At 64.0% G+C, this 14,724-nt stretch carries 13 protein-coding genes; 5 read left to right on the top strand and 8 right to left on the bottom strand.

Annotated elements, in window-relative coordinates; translation table 11 throughout:
- Window positions 1-2: 2 nt before the first annotated feature.
- The 5 genes from EN845_RS24795 to cpaB all read right to left on the bottom strand — a co-directional run bounded on the left by EN845_RS24795 (window position 3) and on the right by cpaB (window position 5,339).
- Window positions 3-1,424, bottom strand: a complete 1,422-nt coding sequence (locus EN845_RS24795; RefSeq protein ID WP_127872618.1) for a CpaF family protein — start codon at window positions 1,422-1,424, stop codon at window positions 3-5.
- Window positions 1,421-2,629 carry a response regulator gene (locus tag EN845_RS24790; RefSeq protein ID WP_127280813.1) on the bottom strand — a complete coding sequence of 403 codons (1,209 nt, stop codon included), beginning with the start codon at window positions 2,627-2,629 and terminating at the stop codon, window positions 1,421-1,423. Before EN845_RS24790 ends, EN845_RS24795 begins: the two co-directional genes overlap by 4 nt.
- Window positions 2,630-2,662: 33 nt before the next feature.
- Window positions 2,663-2,932 (bottom strand): hypothetical protein, encoded by a 270-nt coding sequence (locus EN845_RS24785; RefSeq protein ID WP_127280814.1) that lies wholly within the window; start codon window positions 2,930-2,932, stop codon window positions 2,663-2,665.
- Between the two features lie 4 nt (window positions 2,933-2,936).
- Entirely contained in the window at window positions 2,937-4,322 is a 1,386-nt protein-coding gene (locus tag EN845_RS24780) for a type II and III secretion system protein family protein (protein ID WP_245511799.1), read from the bottom strand.
- A gap of 90 nt (window positions 4,323-4,412) precedes the next feature.
- The gene (gene cpaB / locus EN845_RS24775) at window positions 4,413-5,339 is read right to left on the bottom strand and encodes a Flp pilus assembly protein CpaB (protein ID WP_245511795.1); all 927 of its coding nucleotides are present in this window, start codon (window positions 5,337-5,339) and stop codon (window positions 4,413-4,415) included.
- A 238-nt stretch (window positions 5,340-5,577) separates the two neighbouring features.
- Between cpaB and parE the strand changes: the two genes are divergently transcribed.
- Complete coding sequence (parE, locus tag EN845_RS24770; RefSeq protein WP_127872620.1) at window positions 5,578-7,635, top strand: DNA topoisomerase IV subunit B; 2,058 nt, start codon at window positions 5,578-5,580, stop codon at window positions 7,633-7,635.
- Window positions 7,636-7,679: 44 nt separating this feature from the next.
- Window positions 7,680-9,749 (top strand): FUSC family protein, encoded by a 2,070-nt coding sequence (locus tag EN845_RS24765; RefSeq protein WP_127872621.1) that lies wholly within the window; start codon window positions 7,680-7,682, stop codon window positions 9,747-9,749.
- Here the strand turns inward: EN845_RS24765 and EN845_RS24760 are convergent.
- Window positions 9,746-10,870 (bottom strand): DUF2336 domain-containing protein, encoded by a 1,125-nt coding sequence (locus EN845_RS24760; protein ID WP_127872622.1) that lies wholly within the window; start codon window positions 10,868-10,870, stop codon window positions 9,746-9,748. The two genes, EN845_RS24765 and EN845_RS24760, sit on opposite strands and share 4 nt — an antisense overlap.
- Before the next feature lie 151 nt (window positions 10,871-11,021).
- On the opposite strand from EN845_RS24760, the gene EN845_RS24755 reads away from it, so the two are divergent.
- Together EN845_RS24755 and EN845_RS24750 are read left to right on the top strand one after the other, a co-directional pair.
- Entirely contained in the window at window positions 11,022-11,474 is a 453-nt protein-coding gene (locus EN845_RS24755) for a MaoC family dehydratase (protein ID WP_056572267.1), read from the top strand.
- Window positions 11,474-12,355: a CoA ester lyase gene (locus EN845_RS24750; protein ID WP_127872725.1), complete on the top strand. Its 882-nt coding sequence runs from the start codon at window positions 11,474-11,476 to the stop codon at window positions 12,353-12,355. Before EN845_RS24755 ends, EN845_RS24750 begins: the two co-directional genes overlap by 1 nt.
- A 3-nt stretch (window positions 12,356-12,358) precedes the next feature.
- On the opposite strand, the gene EN845_RS24745 is transcribed toward EN845_RS24750, so the two are convergent.
- Both EN845_RS24745 and EN845_RS24740 read right to left on the bottom strand, forming a co-directional pair.
- Window positions 12,359-12,967: a flavin reductase family protein gene (locus tag EN845_RS24745; RefSeq protein ID WP_127277448.1), complete on the bottom strand. Its 609-nt coding sequence runs from the start codon at window positions 12,965-12,967 to the stop codon at window positions 12,359-12,361.
- Window positions 12,968-13,552, bottom strand: coding sequence for a nitroreductase (locus tag EN845_RS24740; protein ID WP_127872623.1), 585 nt, complete (start codon window positions 13,550-13,552; stop codon window positions 12,968-12,970).
- A gap of 154 nt (window positions 13,553-13,706) precedes the next feature.
- Here EN845_RS24740 and EN845_RS24735 point away from each other — a divergent pair, with 154 nt between their 5' ends.
- Window positions 13,707-14,669 carry a hypothetical protein gene (locus EN845_RS24735; protein WP_127277443.1) on the top strand — a complete coding sequence of 321 codons (963 nt, stop codon included), beginning with the start codon at window positions 13,707-13,709 and terminating at the stop codon, window positions 14,667-14,669.
- The last annotated feature ends 55 nt before the right edge of the window (window positions 14,670-14,724 follow it).

Genomic DNA, 14,724 nt, shown 5'->3' with positions numbered 1-14,724 from the left:
GGCTACTCCTGCGGCCGGCCGGGTTCGAAATAGCGTCCCGGAAAGTCGATGCCCATGGCGCGCAGGTCCTCGAGGAAGCGCGGCCGGATCCCGGTTGCCTCGAAGTAGCCGAGAATGCTGCCGTCGGCATCCATGCCGGTGCGCACGAAGCGGAAGATTTCCTGCATCTGGATGACATCACCCTCCATGCCGGTCACCTCGGCGACGCTCGTCACCTTGCGCTTGCCGTCGGAAAGCCGGGTCAATTGGACGATGATGTCGATGGCGCTGGCGATCTGGCTGCGGATCGACTGCACCGTCATCGGCATGCCGGTCATGCCCAGCATCTGCTCGAGGCGTGAAATGGCATCGCGAGGCGTGTTGGCATGGATGGTCGCCATCGACCCTTCATGGCCGGTGTTCATCGCCTGAAGCATGTCGAATGCCTCCTCGCCGCGGCACTCGCCGAGGATGACGCGGTCGGGACGCATGCGCAGCGCGTTCTTGACCAGGTCGCGCTGTTTGAGCTCGCCATGGCCTTCGATGTTGGCCGGGCGCGTTTCCATGCGCGCGACGTGCGGCTGCTGCAATTGAAGCTCCGCCGCGTCCTCGATGGTGATCAGCCGCTCGTCTTCCGGAATGAAGGCCGACAGCGCGTTGAGCATCGTCGTCTTGCCTGTGCCGGTGCCACCCGAAATGATCGTCGTCTTGCGGGCATGCACGGCCGCGGCCAGCACTTCGGCCATGTTCTGCGTGATGGCGCCGAATTCGACCAGCCTGTGCAGGCCAAGCTTGTTCTTGGAGAACTTGCGGATCGACACCAGCGGACCGTCGACGGCCACCGGGCGGATGGCTGCGTTGAAGCGCGAGCCGTCCAGCATGCGTGCGTCGACCATCGGCTGCGATTCGTCGACGCGGCGGCCGACGGCGGCCACGATCTTGTTGACGATTCTGAGCAGATGCGCCTCGTCCTTGAACGGGATGTGGACCTGCTGCAGCTTGCCTTTCTTTTCGACGAAACAGTTCTGGTGGCCGTTGATCAGGATATCGTTGATGTCGGGGTCCTTGAGCAACGGCTCGAGCGGGCCGAGGCCGACCATCTCGTCGACGATATCGTCGACCAGCGCGTCGAGTTCGGCGGTATTGATCGCCATCCGCTCCTGGCGGGTTTTTTCCGATACGAAATCATGCACTTGCCGGCGCATCTCGTCCTTGGGCAAGCGCTCCAGCGCGACGAGGTTGATCTCCTCGAGCAGCATCCGATGGATGCGCACCCGGGCATCGAGCACCTTGTTGGCATTCTTTGCCGGTGCCGCTTCCGGTTTCGCCGGCAAAGCCTTTCGGCTGGTCGGGATAACGACGGCATGATGCGCGACCGGTGTCGATTCCGCCGGTCGCTGCGGGCGGGCGTCGCGATTCTGCAGGGTGGAAAAACGGCTGGTCATCCAGCTTTCCTTTTCAACAGGCCCCTGCCGAAACCGAATAGCGACTTCGACTTGCTCGCGGTCGCCACCGACTCTTCCGGAAGGATGATCTTCTTCAGGTCGTTGACGACATTGGCGTTGGGATCGATCTCGTGCAGCGGCACGCCGCGGTCGACCGCCTCGCGCACCAGCCGGTAGTTGTTGGCGATGCCGCCGACAAAATGCTCGCCAAGGATTTCCTGGACATCCGCCTGCTTGATGCCGTTGTCGAACATCTTCTGCTCGAAACGGTTGACGATCACGTTCGGCTTCACTTCCTTGCCGGCGGTCTCATAGACGGCCTGGATCAGCCGCTGCGTATGGCGCAGGCACGGCACCGTCATTTCAGCAACGATGTAGAGCTTGTTGGAACCGAGCAGCACCGTTTCCGTCCACGGAAACCAGGTGCGCGGCATGTCGATGACGACATTGTCGAAATAGGCCGAGACGAGGTCCAGCATGCGCACCACGACATCGGTCTTGAACGAGCGCATTTCGGCCGGATGGGTCGGCGCCGCCAGCACGCAAAGTCCGCTGGCGTGCTTGGACAGCATCACATCGAGCAGCTGCCGGTCGAGGCGCTCGGGTTGGTTCTCGATTTCGGTGATGTCGAAACGCGGCTCCAGATCGAGATATTCGGCGCAGGCACCTTGCTGGAAATTGAGGTCGACCACACAGGTCGAGGCGCCGCGCGTCACCGAATGATGCAGCTGGAACGCGGTCTGCAGCGCCAGTGTCGTGGTGCCGACGCCGCCGGCGGCGGGCATGAAGGTGTAGATTTGCGACTCGGTGTTTTCCTCGCGGCCGGGTCCCTGCAACGCTCGCACGACCGAACGCACGAGGTCGGCCGTGGTGATCGGCTTGACCAGGAAGTCGGCGACCTTGAGTTGGACCAGGATGCGGACAGCGGCGGCGTTGAACTCCTGCGTGACCACGACCACCGGTGCCTTGCCCTCGAGCCGGCGCATCACACGTTGCAGTGACTCGATTTCTTCCAGCTTCGCCGCATCCATATCGACGATAACGACGCCGAACTCGGCCTCCTGAACCTCGCCGCGCAGTTCGGTGACGTTCTTCTCGACCGTCATGAGCTGGATGATCTCGGAGGCGGCAAAGGCCGTCTTCGTGTCCTGCGCGAAGGTCCGGTCTGTCGATACGAGCAGGATCTTCTTGGTGCTGTTTGCCATTCTTGCCGCCTATGAGGTCGATCGCCGTCTGGATCAGTTGCCGGTGGTCGTTTGCGCTGCCTTGGCACCGGCCGCCTGATCGGGCGTGGCGGCCCCGGCATCGCCACGCTTGGCAGGCACGAGAAGCCTCGTGTTCTGGACGCCGTACTTCCACGGGTCGACCATCTGCATGACGGTGTTGGCGGCCTGCGCCTCACCGGCGGCTGTCGTCACGCCTTCGCTGCGCACATAGTCGTCGCTGGTACAGCCGCTTGCCAAACCGGCAAGAAGCAGTGCGATGCTCGATCTCAGGACCAGACGCATGGCTTCAGTCCTTCGGCAGGTCGAGGAAATGGCCGACTTTGGTCGCGGAAGCGCCCCGCGCAGCGCTGCCGTCAGCCAGCGCCAGCGCACGGTTGGTGTCCGGCGCCTTCACTTCCTCGGTGTTGTTGAGGAAATAGTCGACATTGCTGGCGGGCTGTGTGCCATCGGTCGGCTCAGCCATTTTCTTCGACGGATCGACCGGCTTGACCAGATAGGGCGTGACGATGATGACCAGGTCGGTCTCGCGCCGCTGATAGGATTTCGACGAGAACAGCGACCCCAGCACCGGCATCTTGCCGAGACCGGGTATGCGAGACGTGATGATGTCGTTCTGGGACTGCAGCAGCCCGGCGATCATGAAGCTCTGGCCGTTCTTCAGGTCGACCGAAGTCTTGGCGCGGCGCACGATGAACCCCGGCACCGAAATGTTGCCGATATTGTACGATGCCGACGCATCGATCGAGGAGACTTCCGGCGCGATGTCGAGGCTGACCAATCCGTCCTTCAGCACGGTCGGCGTAAAGTCCAGGCTGACGCCGTATTTCTTGTAGCTGACGGAGATATTGCCATTGTCTTCGGAAACCGGGATGGGAAATTCGCCGCCGGCGAGAAAGCTCGCCGTTTCGCCGGAGCGAGCAATCAGGTTCGGTTCGGCCAACCTTCGGGCAAGGCCGCGCTCCTCCAGCGCCTTGATGGCGATATCGATCGAGACGCCATTGGACAGCAGCCGGCCGATGATCTCGCCGGTGCCGGCCGCCGGGACCGGGCCTGGATTGATCGAGACGTCGCGACCGCCGAAGCCGTAAGCGAAATTGGCGCTGTATTTCGCGCCCAGATCCTGCCCGGCCTGGCGATTGATCTCGACGAAGCGGACATTGAGCTGGACCTGCTGCGACGAGGAGATATTGACCGAATTGATCACCTCCTCATTGCCGGAGAAGCGGGTGGCGATCTTGTTTGCCTTTTCGGCGGCGACCGCGTCATCCGCCTCGCCCGAAAGCACCACGCGGCCATTGGCCGAGCCGACCTTGATCTTGGCGTCCGGCACGCTGGCGCGGATGGTGCTCGCCAATTGGTCGGTGTCGAGCGTCACTTCGATGTCGATGGTGCCGACGAGCTGCTTGTTCTCGTCGAACAGCGCAATGCCGGTGGTGCCGAGATTGTTGCCCAGCACATAGAAGGATTTGTCGGTCAGCGGATTGACGTTGGCGATCTCCGGATCGCCGATGACGATCTGGTAGAAGGCCGCGCTCGTCATGATCGTCTTGGGCTTGCCCTTGGCGACCTTGATCGACGCATTCCTGGTCGACGAGACATGGACGATGTCGTTGTCCGCCTTGGCCGCGCCGACGAAGGCGAGCATGCCGCTCGCGGCCAGTGAAGCCGCCATCGCCAAGGCGCGCACCAAACGCAACCGATCCGTCATTCGATATAGGGTATGCATCGCCATTATCCCGTCCCGCCCGGTCCCCACCGGTCTTTACTTCTGATCCCGCGAAGGAACCTTGTATTCCTCGGCCTGCGTGCCGCGTGTCACGATGACCGTCTTGAACTTCGGCTTCTCCGGCTCCTTTGCGACGGCATCGAACAGGGAGCCGGCCGCCGCCTGGGCCTTGGAAGCCACAGATCCGCCGAAGGAAGAGATGGTGGTGACGCCGTTCTTGCCGTCGCCGCCTTCGCTGGCGGAGCGCAGCGAAAGCGACAGCGTGCCGACGGTGCGGGCCAGCGCCACTTTCTGCGCGCCGTCGCTCGTCACCTCGATGGTCACGGAATTGGCCACCTGCGGCGTCGTCTGGCGCTCGTCGGCGCCCTGCCCGACGCTCAGCACCTTGGCGTCGGCAACGACGATTTCCGAGGTGATGGTCGAACCGGCCGCGCCTTGCGCGTTCTTGGCGACTTCCTGGATTTCGCCGGCATCGCGGGTCAGCACGACATCGACCCGGTCGCCCGGCGTGACGAAGCCGCCGACGCCGGCGATCTCGTCGGTGCGGATGGTGACCGCCCGCATTCCGGGCGTCAGCATATTGGACAGCGTCGCGCGGCCGTTCGGTCCGGACAGCTTGGTGAGCAGCACCGGCTCGTTGACCTCGATCGGCGACAGCACGACCCGGCCACCTTCGCCGAGCAACCCGTCGATGGTCGCAAAGGCGCCCTGCGGCAGGGAATCCTGCGGCCACGGGATTTCGCTGAGTTTGGTGCGATCGAGCTCCATGCCATAACGCAATGGCGCGGTCGCCACCACGATCGTCTTGAATTCGATCCTGGGTGAGGCCGGAGCGGCGATCGAGGCCGTCTTCTCCTGGGCATCGGCCTGGGCTTGGCTCTTGACCCAGAAATCCGCGGCAAAGATCGAGATCGCGCCGAAAACGGCGGCGATGCCGATCATCGTTATGGCCTTGCCCCTCACACCTAAACCCCTGACGCCTGCAGTTTCTTGTTATGTTGGGCTCACGCTAGTCGGCATTGTTAAAGAATCAGGAATCTTGTGCGGTGGCATTCGACCTATTTCCGCCCGCTTGGTTATCGAATGGTTTTAGGGTAAGAAGGGCTAAATCCCCGAACGTAACAGGAACCTCCGTCGCTTGGCGCCGAAAAGCGTGGCAGTATCGACGGGTGATTCGCAGCACCGGACCCTTATGGTTGGCATGGACGACAACAACGATCTCTTCGGCAACATCGACAAGCAGCCGCAGCCGGTTCGCGCGCCGGCGCGCCCAGCGGATCCGCTGGTGCAAGCGGCCGCCAGGCGCCCGGCCGCGGCCAAGGATGGCAGCGAGGGTTACAGCGCCGCCGACATCGAGGTGCTCGAAGGCCTGGAGCCGGTGCGCCGCCGGCCTGGCATGTATATCGGCGGTACCGACGACAAGGCGATGCACCATTTGTTCGCCGAGGTCATCGACAATTCGATGGACGAAGCGGTTGCCGGCCACGCCACCTTCATCGATGTCGAGCTTTCCGCCGACGGCTATCTCACCGTCACCGACAATGGCCGCGGCATCCCGGTCGATCCGCATCCGAAATTCAAGAAGCCGGCGCTCGAAGTGATCATGACGACGCTGCATTCGGGCGGCAAGTTCGATTCCAAGGTCTACGAGACCTCCGGTGGCCTGCACGGCGTCGGCGTTTCCGTCGTCAACGCCCTGTCGGACCATCTCGAGGTCGAAGTCGCGCGCGGCCGCCAGCTTTATCGCCAACGGTTTTCACGCGGCATTCCGGTAAGCGGTCTGGAGCACCTCGGCGAGGTGCACAACCGCCGCGGCACCAGGACGCGTTTCCATCCCGACGAGCAGATCTTCGGCAAGGGTGCGGCCTTCGAGCCGGCACGGCTCTACCGCATGACGCGCTCCAAGGCCTATCTGTTCGGCGGCGTCGAAATCCGCTGGACCTGCGATCCTTCCCTCATCAAGGAAAAGGATCAGACGCCGGCCAAGGCGGAATTCCATTTTCCCGGCGGCCTCAAGGATTATCTGAAAGCGTCGCTAGGCGACGAATTCCAGGTGACGCGCGAAATCTTCGCCGGCAAGAGCGACAGGCAAGGCGGCCATGGCTCGCTCGAGTGGGCGGTGACCTGGTTCGGCGGCGACGGCTTCATCAATTCCTACTGCAACACCATTCCGACCGGTGAAGGCGGCACGCACGAGGCCGGCTTCCGCAACGTCCTGACGCGCGGCCTGCGGGCCTATGCCGACCTCGTCGGCAACAAGCGCGCCTCGATCGTCACGTCGGAAGACGTCATGATCTCGGCCGCCGGCATGCTGTCGGTGTTCATCCGCGAGCCGGAATTCGTCGGCCAGACCAAGGACAGGCTGGCGACGATCGAAGCGATACGCATCGTCGAGACCGCGATACGCGACCCGTTCGACCATTGGCTGGCCGACAATCCGCAAGAAGCCTCGAAACTGCTCGACTGGGTGATCGCGCGCGCTGACGAACGGGTGCGCCGCCGCCAGGAAAAAGAGGTGTCGCGCAAGAGTGCGGTGCGCAAGCTGCGCTTGCCGGGCAAGCTCGCCGACTGCACACAGAACGCGGCGGCAGGTGCCGAACTCTTCATCGTCGAAGGCGATTCCGCCGGCGGCTCCGCCAAGCAAGCGCGCGACCGTGCCAGCCAGGCCGTCTTGCCGCTGCGCGGAAAAATCCTCAACGTCGCCAGCGCCGGCAATGACAAGCTGGCCGCCAACCAGCAGATATCGGACCTGATCCAGGCGCTTGGCTGCGGCACGCGGTCAAAGTATCGCGACGAGGATTTGCGCTACGACCGCGTGATCATCATGACCGACGCCGATGTCGACGGCGCCCACATTGCTTCGCTGCTGATCACCTTTTTCTACCAGGAGATGCCGGCGCTGGTACGCGGCGGCCATCTCTATCTGGCGGTGCCGCCGCTTTACTCGATCAGGCAAGGCGGCAAGGTCGCCTATGCCCGCGACGACGCCCACAAGGACGAGCTTCTGCGCACCGAATTCACCGGGCGCGGCAAGGTCGAGCTCGGCCGCTTCAAGGGCCTGGGCGAAATGATGGCCTCGCAGCTCAAGGAGACCACCATGGACCCCAGGAAGCGCACGCTGCTCAGGGTCGACGTGATCGACGCCGAGGCGGCGACCAAGGATGCGGTCGATGCACTGATGGGTACCAAGCCCGAAGCCCGCTTCCGCTTCATCCAGGAACGCGCCGAATTCGCCGAGACGGAAGTGCTGGATATCTAGCCGCTGGCGAGTTTAGCTTGCGTCCCTGACATGGAGACCGGCATGTGACCTGGGCGCGGCTGAAAACCTATTTCGAGACGAGCCTGGCCGGCCTGACGCAACCGACGCGATCGGACTGGATCTTTGCCCTGCGCACCGTTTCGGCTGGCATGATCGCGCTTCTCGCCGCCTATGCGCTGAAGCTCGACCATCCGCAATGGGCGATGATGACGGTGTTCATCGTCGCCCAGCCGGTTGCCGGCATGGTGCTGGCGAAAGGCTTCTACCGGCTGCTCGGCACGCTTGCTGGGGGTGTCGCGGCAATCGGCATCACCACGGCGTTCGGCACCGGCCCCTGGATTCTGGTGACGGTGCTTGCCGTCTGGATAGGCATCTGCACCTTCGTCTCGTCGCTGCTGCGCAATCCCGAAGCCTATGGCGCCGCCCTTGCCGGCTACACCGCCATGATCATCGGCCTGCCCGCTTTCGGGCAACCGCATCTGGTCGTTGACCTAGCGGTCGCGCGTTGTGCCGAGATCGTGCTCGGCATCGTCTGCGCCGGCCTCACCAGCCGGCTGATCCTGCCCAAACTGGCCAGCGACGCCATCATCTCGCGGCTGAAACGCTGCATTCTCGACCTCGCCACTTACGCCGGCGGAGCGTTTTCCGGCGGGGATCGGGCAACGCTGATCGGCCTGCACCGGAAGCTTGTCGCCGACACCCAGACGCTTGGCGAGATGCGCGCCTATGCCAGGCTCGAAGCGCCGAGCTTCGCACCGCGCGCGCACCCGGTGCGACGCACGATCGGACAACTGCTCTCGGCTCTTTCGGCGGCGCGCGCGCTCTATTCGCATGCCGCTCCGAAAAACGCGGCCCTCATCCCGGTGCGCTCGGAGCTGCAAGCCCTTGTAGGCGAACTGGCAACCAAGCCGGGAGCGCTGGACGATACCTCGCCCTGGTTGGCGCGGCTCGACGCGATCTCAACCAAGGCCCGGCAAATGCCCGATGCCTCGGTCGATCAGGGTGAGGACAGGGTCGGAACCATCACCCGCCTCACCATAGCGGCCGATTTCGCCGAGGCGCTGAAACAGGTGCTTCGTGGCCTGGACGCGCTGCGCGCGCCGGTGACCCGCCGACCAGGTCCTGGCAGCCAGCAGCCGGCCCTGGTGGTGCATCGCGACTATCCCGGTGCCGCGCGCAACGCCATCCGCGCGGCCGTTGCCACGCTGTTGGTCGCGGCTTTCTGGCTGACGACGAAGTGGTCGGAGGCGGCCGGCACCGTCATCCTGGTTGCCGTCGTGTCGAGCCTGTTTGCCGCTCGCCCCGATCCCGTGCAGGTATCATGGGGTTTCTTCAAGGGAACGCTGCTCGCTTTGCCGTTCGCCTTTCTCGTCGGCCAGATCGCGCTTCCCGCCCTGCCGGGCTTCGGCTGGTTCATGCTGTTCGTCGTGCCCATCATGGTGCCGGCGGCACTCGCCATGGCCAATCCGCGCTATGTCGGCGTGGCGACGGCCTTCGCCATCAATTTCCTGGCCTTCCTCAGCCCGCATCAGGCGATGACCTATGATCCCGGCCCCTTCTTCGCCGGTTCGGCATCGATCCTGGTCGGCATCCTGCTGGCGATCGGCGTCTTCATCGTCGTGTTGCCGGCGGATCCGTGGCTCGCGGCCGACCGCATCGTACGGGCCATGCGCGAGGATCTGGCGCGGCTTTGCCTGCATGAGCGCGTGCCGAGGCGTTCGGCCTTCGAGAGCCTCGCTTATGACCGGGTCAATCAGTTGATGCCGCTGGTGCAGAATTCCGGCAGGAAGGGCGAGGCGGTGCTGGGCGGCGGCGTCGCCTCCGTCACGGTCGGCCTGGAAATCCTGCGGCTGCGCAGTGCCAGCCAAGACCATGCCATCCCATCGGAAACGGCGCTTTCAATCGCCAACTTCCTGAGGGGATTGGCGCGCGAGCTGCTTTTCCGTGCCCCTGGCGATCCGCAAACAGCGACCGTCGCTGTTGCCCGGCAGTATGCGGCGGGCATCGCCCAGCGAAACGCCACCGGCGACATGCTGCAAATCGCGGCGTCCCTGCGCATCATCGCCGCGGCGATGGAGGATTTCCCGGATTTCTTCGCGAGGGATAAAACCTAGGCTGCGGCGATCGCCAGCGCGTGGCCGCGCGCGTTCTCGCGCAGGGCATCGAGATGGATCGACTTGACCAGAGCGGCAAGATCGCCTTCGGCGGATTGCCCGCCCAACTCCTTGAGCATCAGCCAGCTGACCTCCTGAACGCCGGCGACGCGCTTGCCGTTGGCAACCTCACGCCAGATCTTCAGCGCGCGCAGGATGACCGCATGCGTGGCGGCAGCCAGGCCGGCACTGCGGAACAACGCCTGCAGGGCCACGTCGTGCCCGCTGGCCAGCAGCGCCCTCACCCGTGGCTCGGACTGCTGGCTGAGCGCGACCAGCGCCGAGCCGAAGAAATCGACCTTGCCGTGCGCGATAGTGCGGATCAGGAAGCTCGCGGTCAGATCGCCACGCAGCCTGAGATGCTCGATCAACGCCGCATGCTCTTCCTGGCGCGTGCCTTCGATCAGCGTCACCGAGGCCTTGACGCAGGCCTCCCGCATGACGCGTTCTGCACGCGCGGCTCCCATCAACGCCATGACCAGCGGCGATGTCTTCAATGTCTCGCCAAGCTTGATGAGCAGCATGTGCCGGCAGTCGGCGGGCAGCCTGATATCCGATATCAGCGCCTCGCGCACCAAAGGCAGATGCCCATGGCGCTCCGCCATGCGGCGGAAACTCATCGAAGCGATGGCGGCACCGGTGTTGGCCAGAAGCACGGCGCAGGCCTCCGCCTCGCCGATCTCGGCGATGGCCGCCGACAGCGCCATCGAGACGAGCGGCCGATCGGCGATCAGTTTCTGCGTTGCCTTCTGGCTCGCCGCCACGCGGTTGATCAGATCGGCGTCGGTGAGCAGTGGCGAGCGCGCCAGCACGACACCGGCGACTTCCGGCTGGTCGGCGGCAAGCACGCTTATGATCTGCAGCGGCGCGTGGTGGCTCATCGAGAGCGCTTCCGCCATCGCCAGCCGCACCTTCGACGAGGCGTCGTCGAGCAGCAGCGTCAGCGCCGCTTCGGCGGCGCAGCGGTCCTCGAACGGCAATTCGGAATTGACATAGGCCCGGGCCAGCGCATTGGCCGCGGCGGCGCGCTCCGACACCCTGGCCGTGTAGATCCATTTCAGGAAATGCGAAACAACAACCATGCCCGTCTGCTTACGCCCCTAGCCGGAAGGTTTCCGGCCCCGTGAGGACGGTAGGCAGAAATGGTTTACGAACGGTTCACCATGTTCATTAACTGGCTTGCGAGCGCTGGATGCAGCGCCTATCAACCGTCAGACAGCGCAGGAGACGGAAATGGCCGGGCTATATCTCGAGGAGTTTGTTGTCGGCCATGTCTTCCAGCACACGCTGCGCAAGACCGTCACCGAGAGCGACAACATGCTGTTTTCGGTGATGACGCTGAACCCGCAGCCGCTGCATATCGACTTCGATTTCGCCGCCAAGAGCGAATGGGGCAAGCCGCTGGTCAACTCGCTGTTCACGCTCGGCCTGATGATCGGCATCTCGGTCAACGACATCACGGTCGGCACCACGGTCGCCAATCTCGGCATGAAGGAAACCGTGTTTCCGCACCCGGTCTTCCATGGCGACACCATCCGTGTCGAAACATCGGTCGTCTCGGTGCGCGAGTCCAAGTCGAAGCCCGACCGTGGCATCGTCGAATTCGAGCACCGCGCCTACAACCAGCATGGCGATCTGGTCGCCAAATGCACCAGGCAAGCGATGATGCTGAAGAAGGCGGCCTGATGCGCTCGCTGCTGTTCGTTCCCGGCGATTCCGAGCGGAAGCTGGAAAAGGGATTCGGCGCCGGCGCCGACGTGGTCATCGTCGATCTCGAGGATTCCGTGGCGCCGCGGAACAAGGCGCAGGCGCGCGAGATAGCGGCGCGCTTCATCCTCGAACGCAGGGGGCAAACCAACCCGGCGATCTATGTCAGGGTCAATGACCTCTCGACCGGGCTGACGGACGATGATCTTGCCAAGCTCGTTCCGGCAAGGCCGGACGGCATCATGCTGCCAAAATCGAACAGCGGCCAGGATATGCAGCAGCTCGCAGCCAAGCTCAGGGTTCGCGAGGCCGAGAACGATCTGCCCGACGGTTCGATAAAAATCCTGCCGATCATCACCGAAACTCCGGCGGGCCTGCTGGCGGCCGCGACCTATGCCGGCGCAAGCGTGCGGCTTGCCGGCCTGACCTGGGGCGCGGAAGACCTGTCGGCCGCGGTCGGCGCGCGTGCGGCCCGCGACGAGCGCGGCCACTACACCGACCTCTTCCGTCACGCCCGCCTGACAACCATCCTCGCGGCCGGGGCCGCGGAGGTCGCCGCGATCGACACCGTGTTTCCGAATTTTCGCGACATGGCGGCCTTCGCCGTGGAATGCACCGAGGCCGAACGCGACGGCTTCACCGGCAAGATGGCGATCCACCCGGATCAGGTGCCCGTCATCAACACCGCCTTCACGCCCTCGGCCGCGGCGGTGAAACAGTCGGCGGCCATCGTTGCGGCGTTCGAGGCAGCGGGAAATCCCGGCGTCGTCGGCATCGACGGCAAGATGTTCGACCGCCCGCATCTGCGGCTGGCCGAACGCCTACTGGCGCGCGCAAGGGCGGCCGGTATACACATCTGACAGCTACTTTTGTTCCCAGCGCGGTCGGCGCATCGAAAAGACCTCGTCGACGCTGGCATAGTCCATATAGCCGAGACGAGCGACATTGCCGGCCTTGGTGATGTCGAACAGGCCATCCTTCAGGAAGGCATCGTCGATATGCACGCCGATCACTTCACCGGCGACGACGACGGCGCTCGTTGGCGATCCGTCGAGCGCCTTTGGGCGAAACACTTCCGTCACCCGGCATTCGAGCGCCGCGGGTGCCGCCGCCACGCGCGGCGGCCTGACGAGACGCGACGGCGCCATGGCGAGATCGGCATAGACGAACTCGTTGACCCCGCGCGGCGCGGCGACGGACGTGTAGTTCATCTTCTCCGCAAGGTCGCGGCTGACCAGATTGGCGACGAACTCGCCGGTTTCCTGCGCGAACGAGGCGCTGTCCTTCTCGCCCTCGGAGGAAAACCAGACGATGAAAGGCCGGGTCGAGACGGCGTTGAAGAAGGAGTATGGCGCGAGATTGACCTCGCCGGCCTTGTTCAGCGTCGATATCCAGCCAATCGGACGCGGCGCCACGATCGCCTTCGACGGATCATGCGGCAGGCCATGCCCCTTGGACGGCTCGTAGAACATTCAGCCCGCCCAAGGTCCGGTATAGTCCGCATAGAGTTTTGCCGGATCGGGCCGTGGCCGCTCCGGCGCCTGGCCCGCATAAGAGCCGATATGGATGAAACCAACGACGCGCTCCTGCGGCGCCAGTCCGAGGATCGCCCTGCCCTCCGGCACGTCGGAATACCAGTTGCTGATCATGTTGGTGCCGTAGCCAAGCGCATTGGCAGATATCATCAGATTCAGCGCCGCCATGCCTCCGGACAGGAACATCTCCCATTGCGGGATTTTCGGGTTCTCCCTGGGAATTGATACGACACCGATCACCAGCGGCGCGCGCGAGAACCGCGCCAGTTCCTGGTTGCGGCGGCCTTCTGTCAACGGTCCTTCACGTTGTTCAGCCAGCGCCGCCAGTTGTCTGCCGATCTCGATGCGGGCCTCGCCGCGATAGAGGATGAAGCGCCAGGGTTCGAGCCGTCCATGGTCGGGCACGCGTGTGGCGGCGGCAATCATCGTGGCGATATCGGCGTCGCTGGGCGCAGGCTCCTTGAGATCGGGAATCGGCGCTGAATTTCGGGTCAGCAGGAAGTCGATGATCGGCGACGCCATGGGCGCAAGTCTCCTGGACATTCTGTTTTGAGCTGAAGCGCACCATCGGGAATTCGGGCGGCTCGGGCAAAGGCGCGCTAGCGCCGGGCTGAAGAGTCACGGATCGGACTCTTAAGCCTTGAAATTGCCACCGCCATGGGCTTCAACGCAAGGCATGTTTGAGGGGCGACTGCGTCTTTTCCTGGTCCGGCTCTGCGCCGCGCTGTTCCTGCTGCCGGTCTCCATGGCTGTCGCGCAGGAAAAGGATGGCGTTGGCGACCTGAAACTTCCCGGAATTTCGAGCTATGCGACGCCGAAGAGCGGGACCCCGCTGGCGCTTGGCGGCGGTGGCGCCATCACCCTGTCGGCCCAGTTGACCGACAAGGGCACCGACATCACCCGCGGTCTCGTCTGGCGCGTCTTCAAGCCTGAAGCCGTCAACGGCAAATTGCCGATGGTCGCCTCCGCGCATGGCGGCAGCGCCGTCTTCCAGCTCGAACCCGGCAGCTATCTGGTCCACGCCTCTTATGGCCGCGCCGGCGCCACCAAGCGCATCACCGTCGGCAAGGAAGCCAAGCGAGAAAGCCTGGTGCTCGATGCCGGCGGCCTGAAGCTCGACGCGGTCCTGTCCGGAGGCGTGCGCATTCCGCCGAAAAAACTGCGCTTCTCGATCTATGAGGGCACCGCCGAGGCCAATGGCGACCGCGCACTGATCATCCCCGATGTCGAACCCAACAGCGTCGTGCGACTCAATGCCGGCATCTACCACGTCGTCTCGACCTACGGCGCGGTCAATGCCGTCATCCGCTCCGACATCCGCGTCGAGGCCGGCAAGCTGACCGAAGCCACCGTCGAGCATCACGCCGCCGAAATCACGATGAAGCTGGTGCGCGAAGCGGGTGGCGAAGCGATCGCCGACACATCCTGGTCACTGCTCAACGAATCCGGCGATCCGATCAAGGAAACCGTCGGCGCTTTCGCCTCGATGGTGCTCGCCGAAGGCGACTACACCATCATCGCCAAGAACCGCGACCGGATCTATCAGAAGGATTTCACGGTCGTGGGCGGGCAGAACCAGGAAATCGAGGTTCTCGCCACCGAAGCAGCGGCCATGGATCCGGAAGAAGGCGCGGACTGAAGCAATTCCAGCAAAGGTGCGAAGCGGTTTGGCGTCCGGAATTGCGTAAAAGCAA

This window comes from Mesorhizobium sp. M8A.F.Ca.ET.202.01.1.1 (genome assembly GCF_004791595.1).
GTDB lineage: Bacteria > Pseudomonadota > Alphaproteobacteria > Rhizobiales > Rhizobiaceae > Mesorhizobium.
The sequence above is the reverse complement of the archived record's forward strand: the minus strand, read 5'-3'. Positions and strand labels throughout refer to the sequence as shown.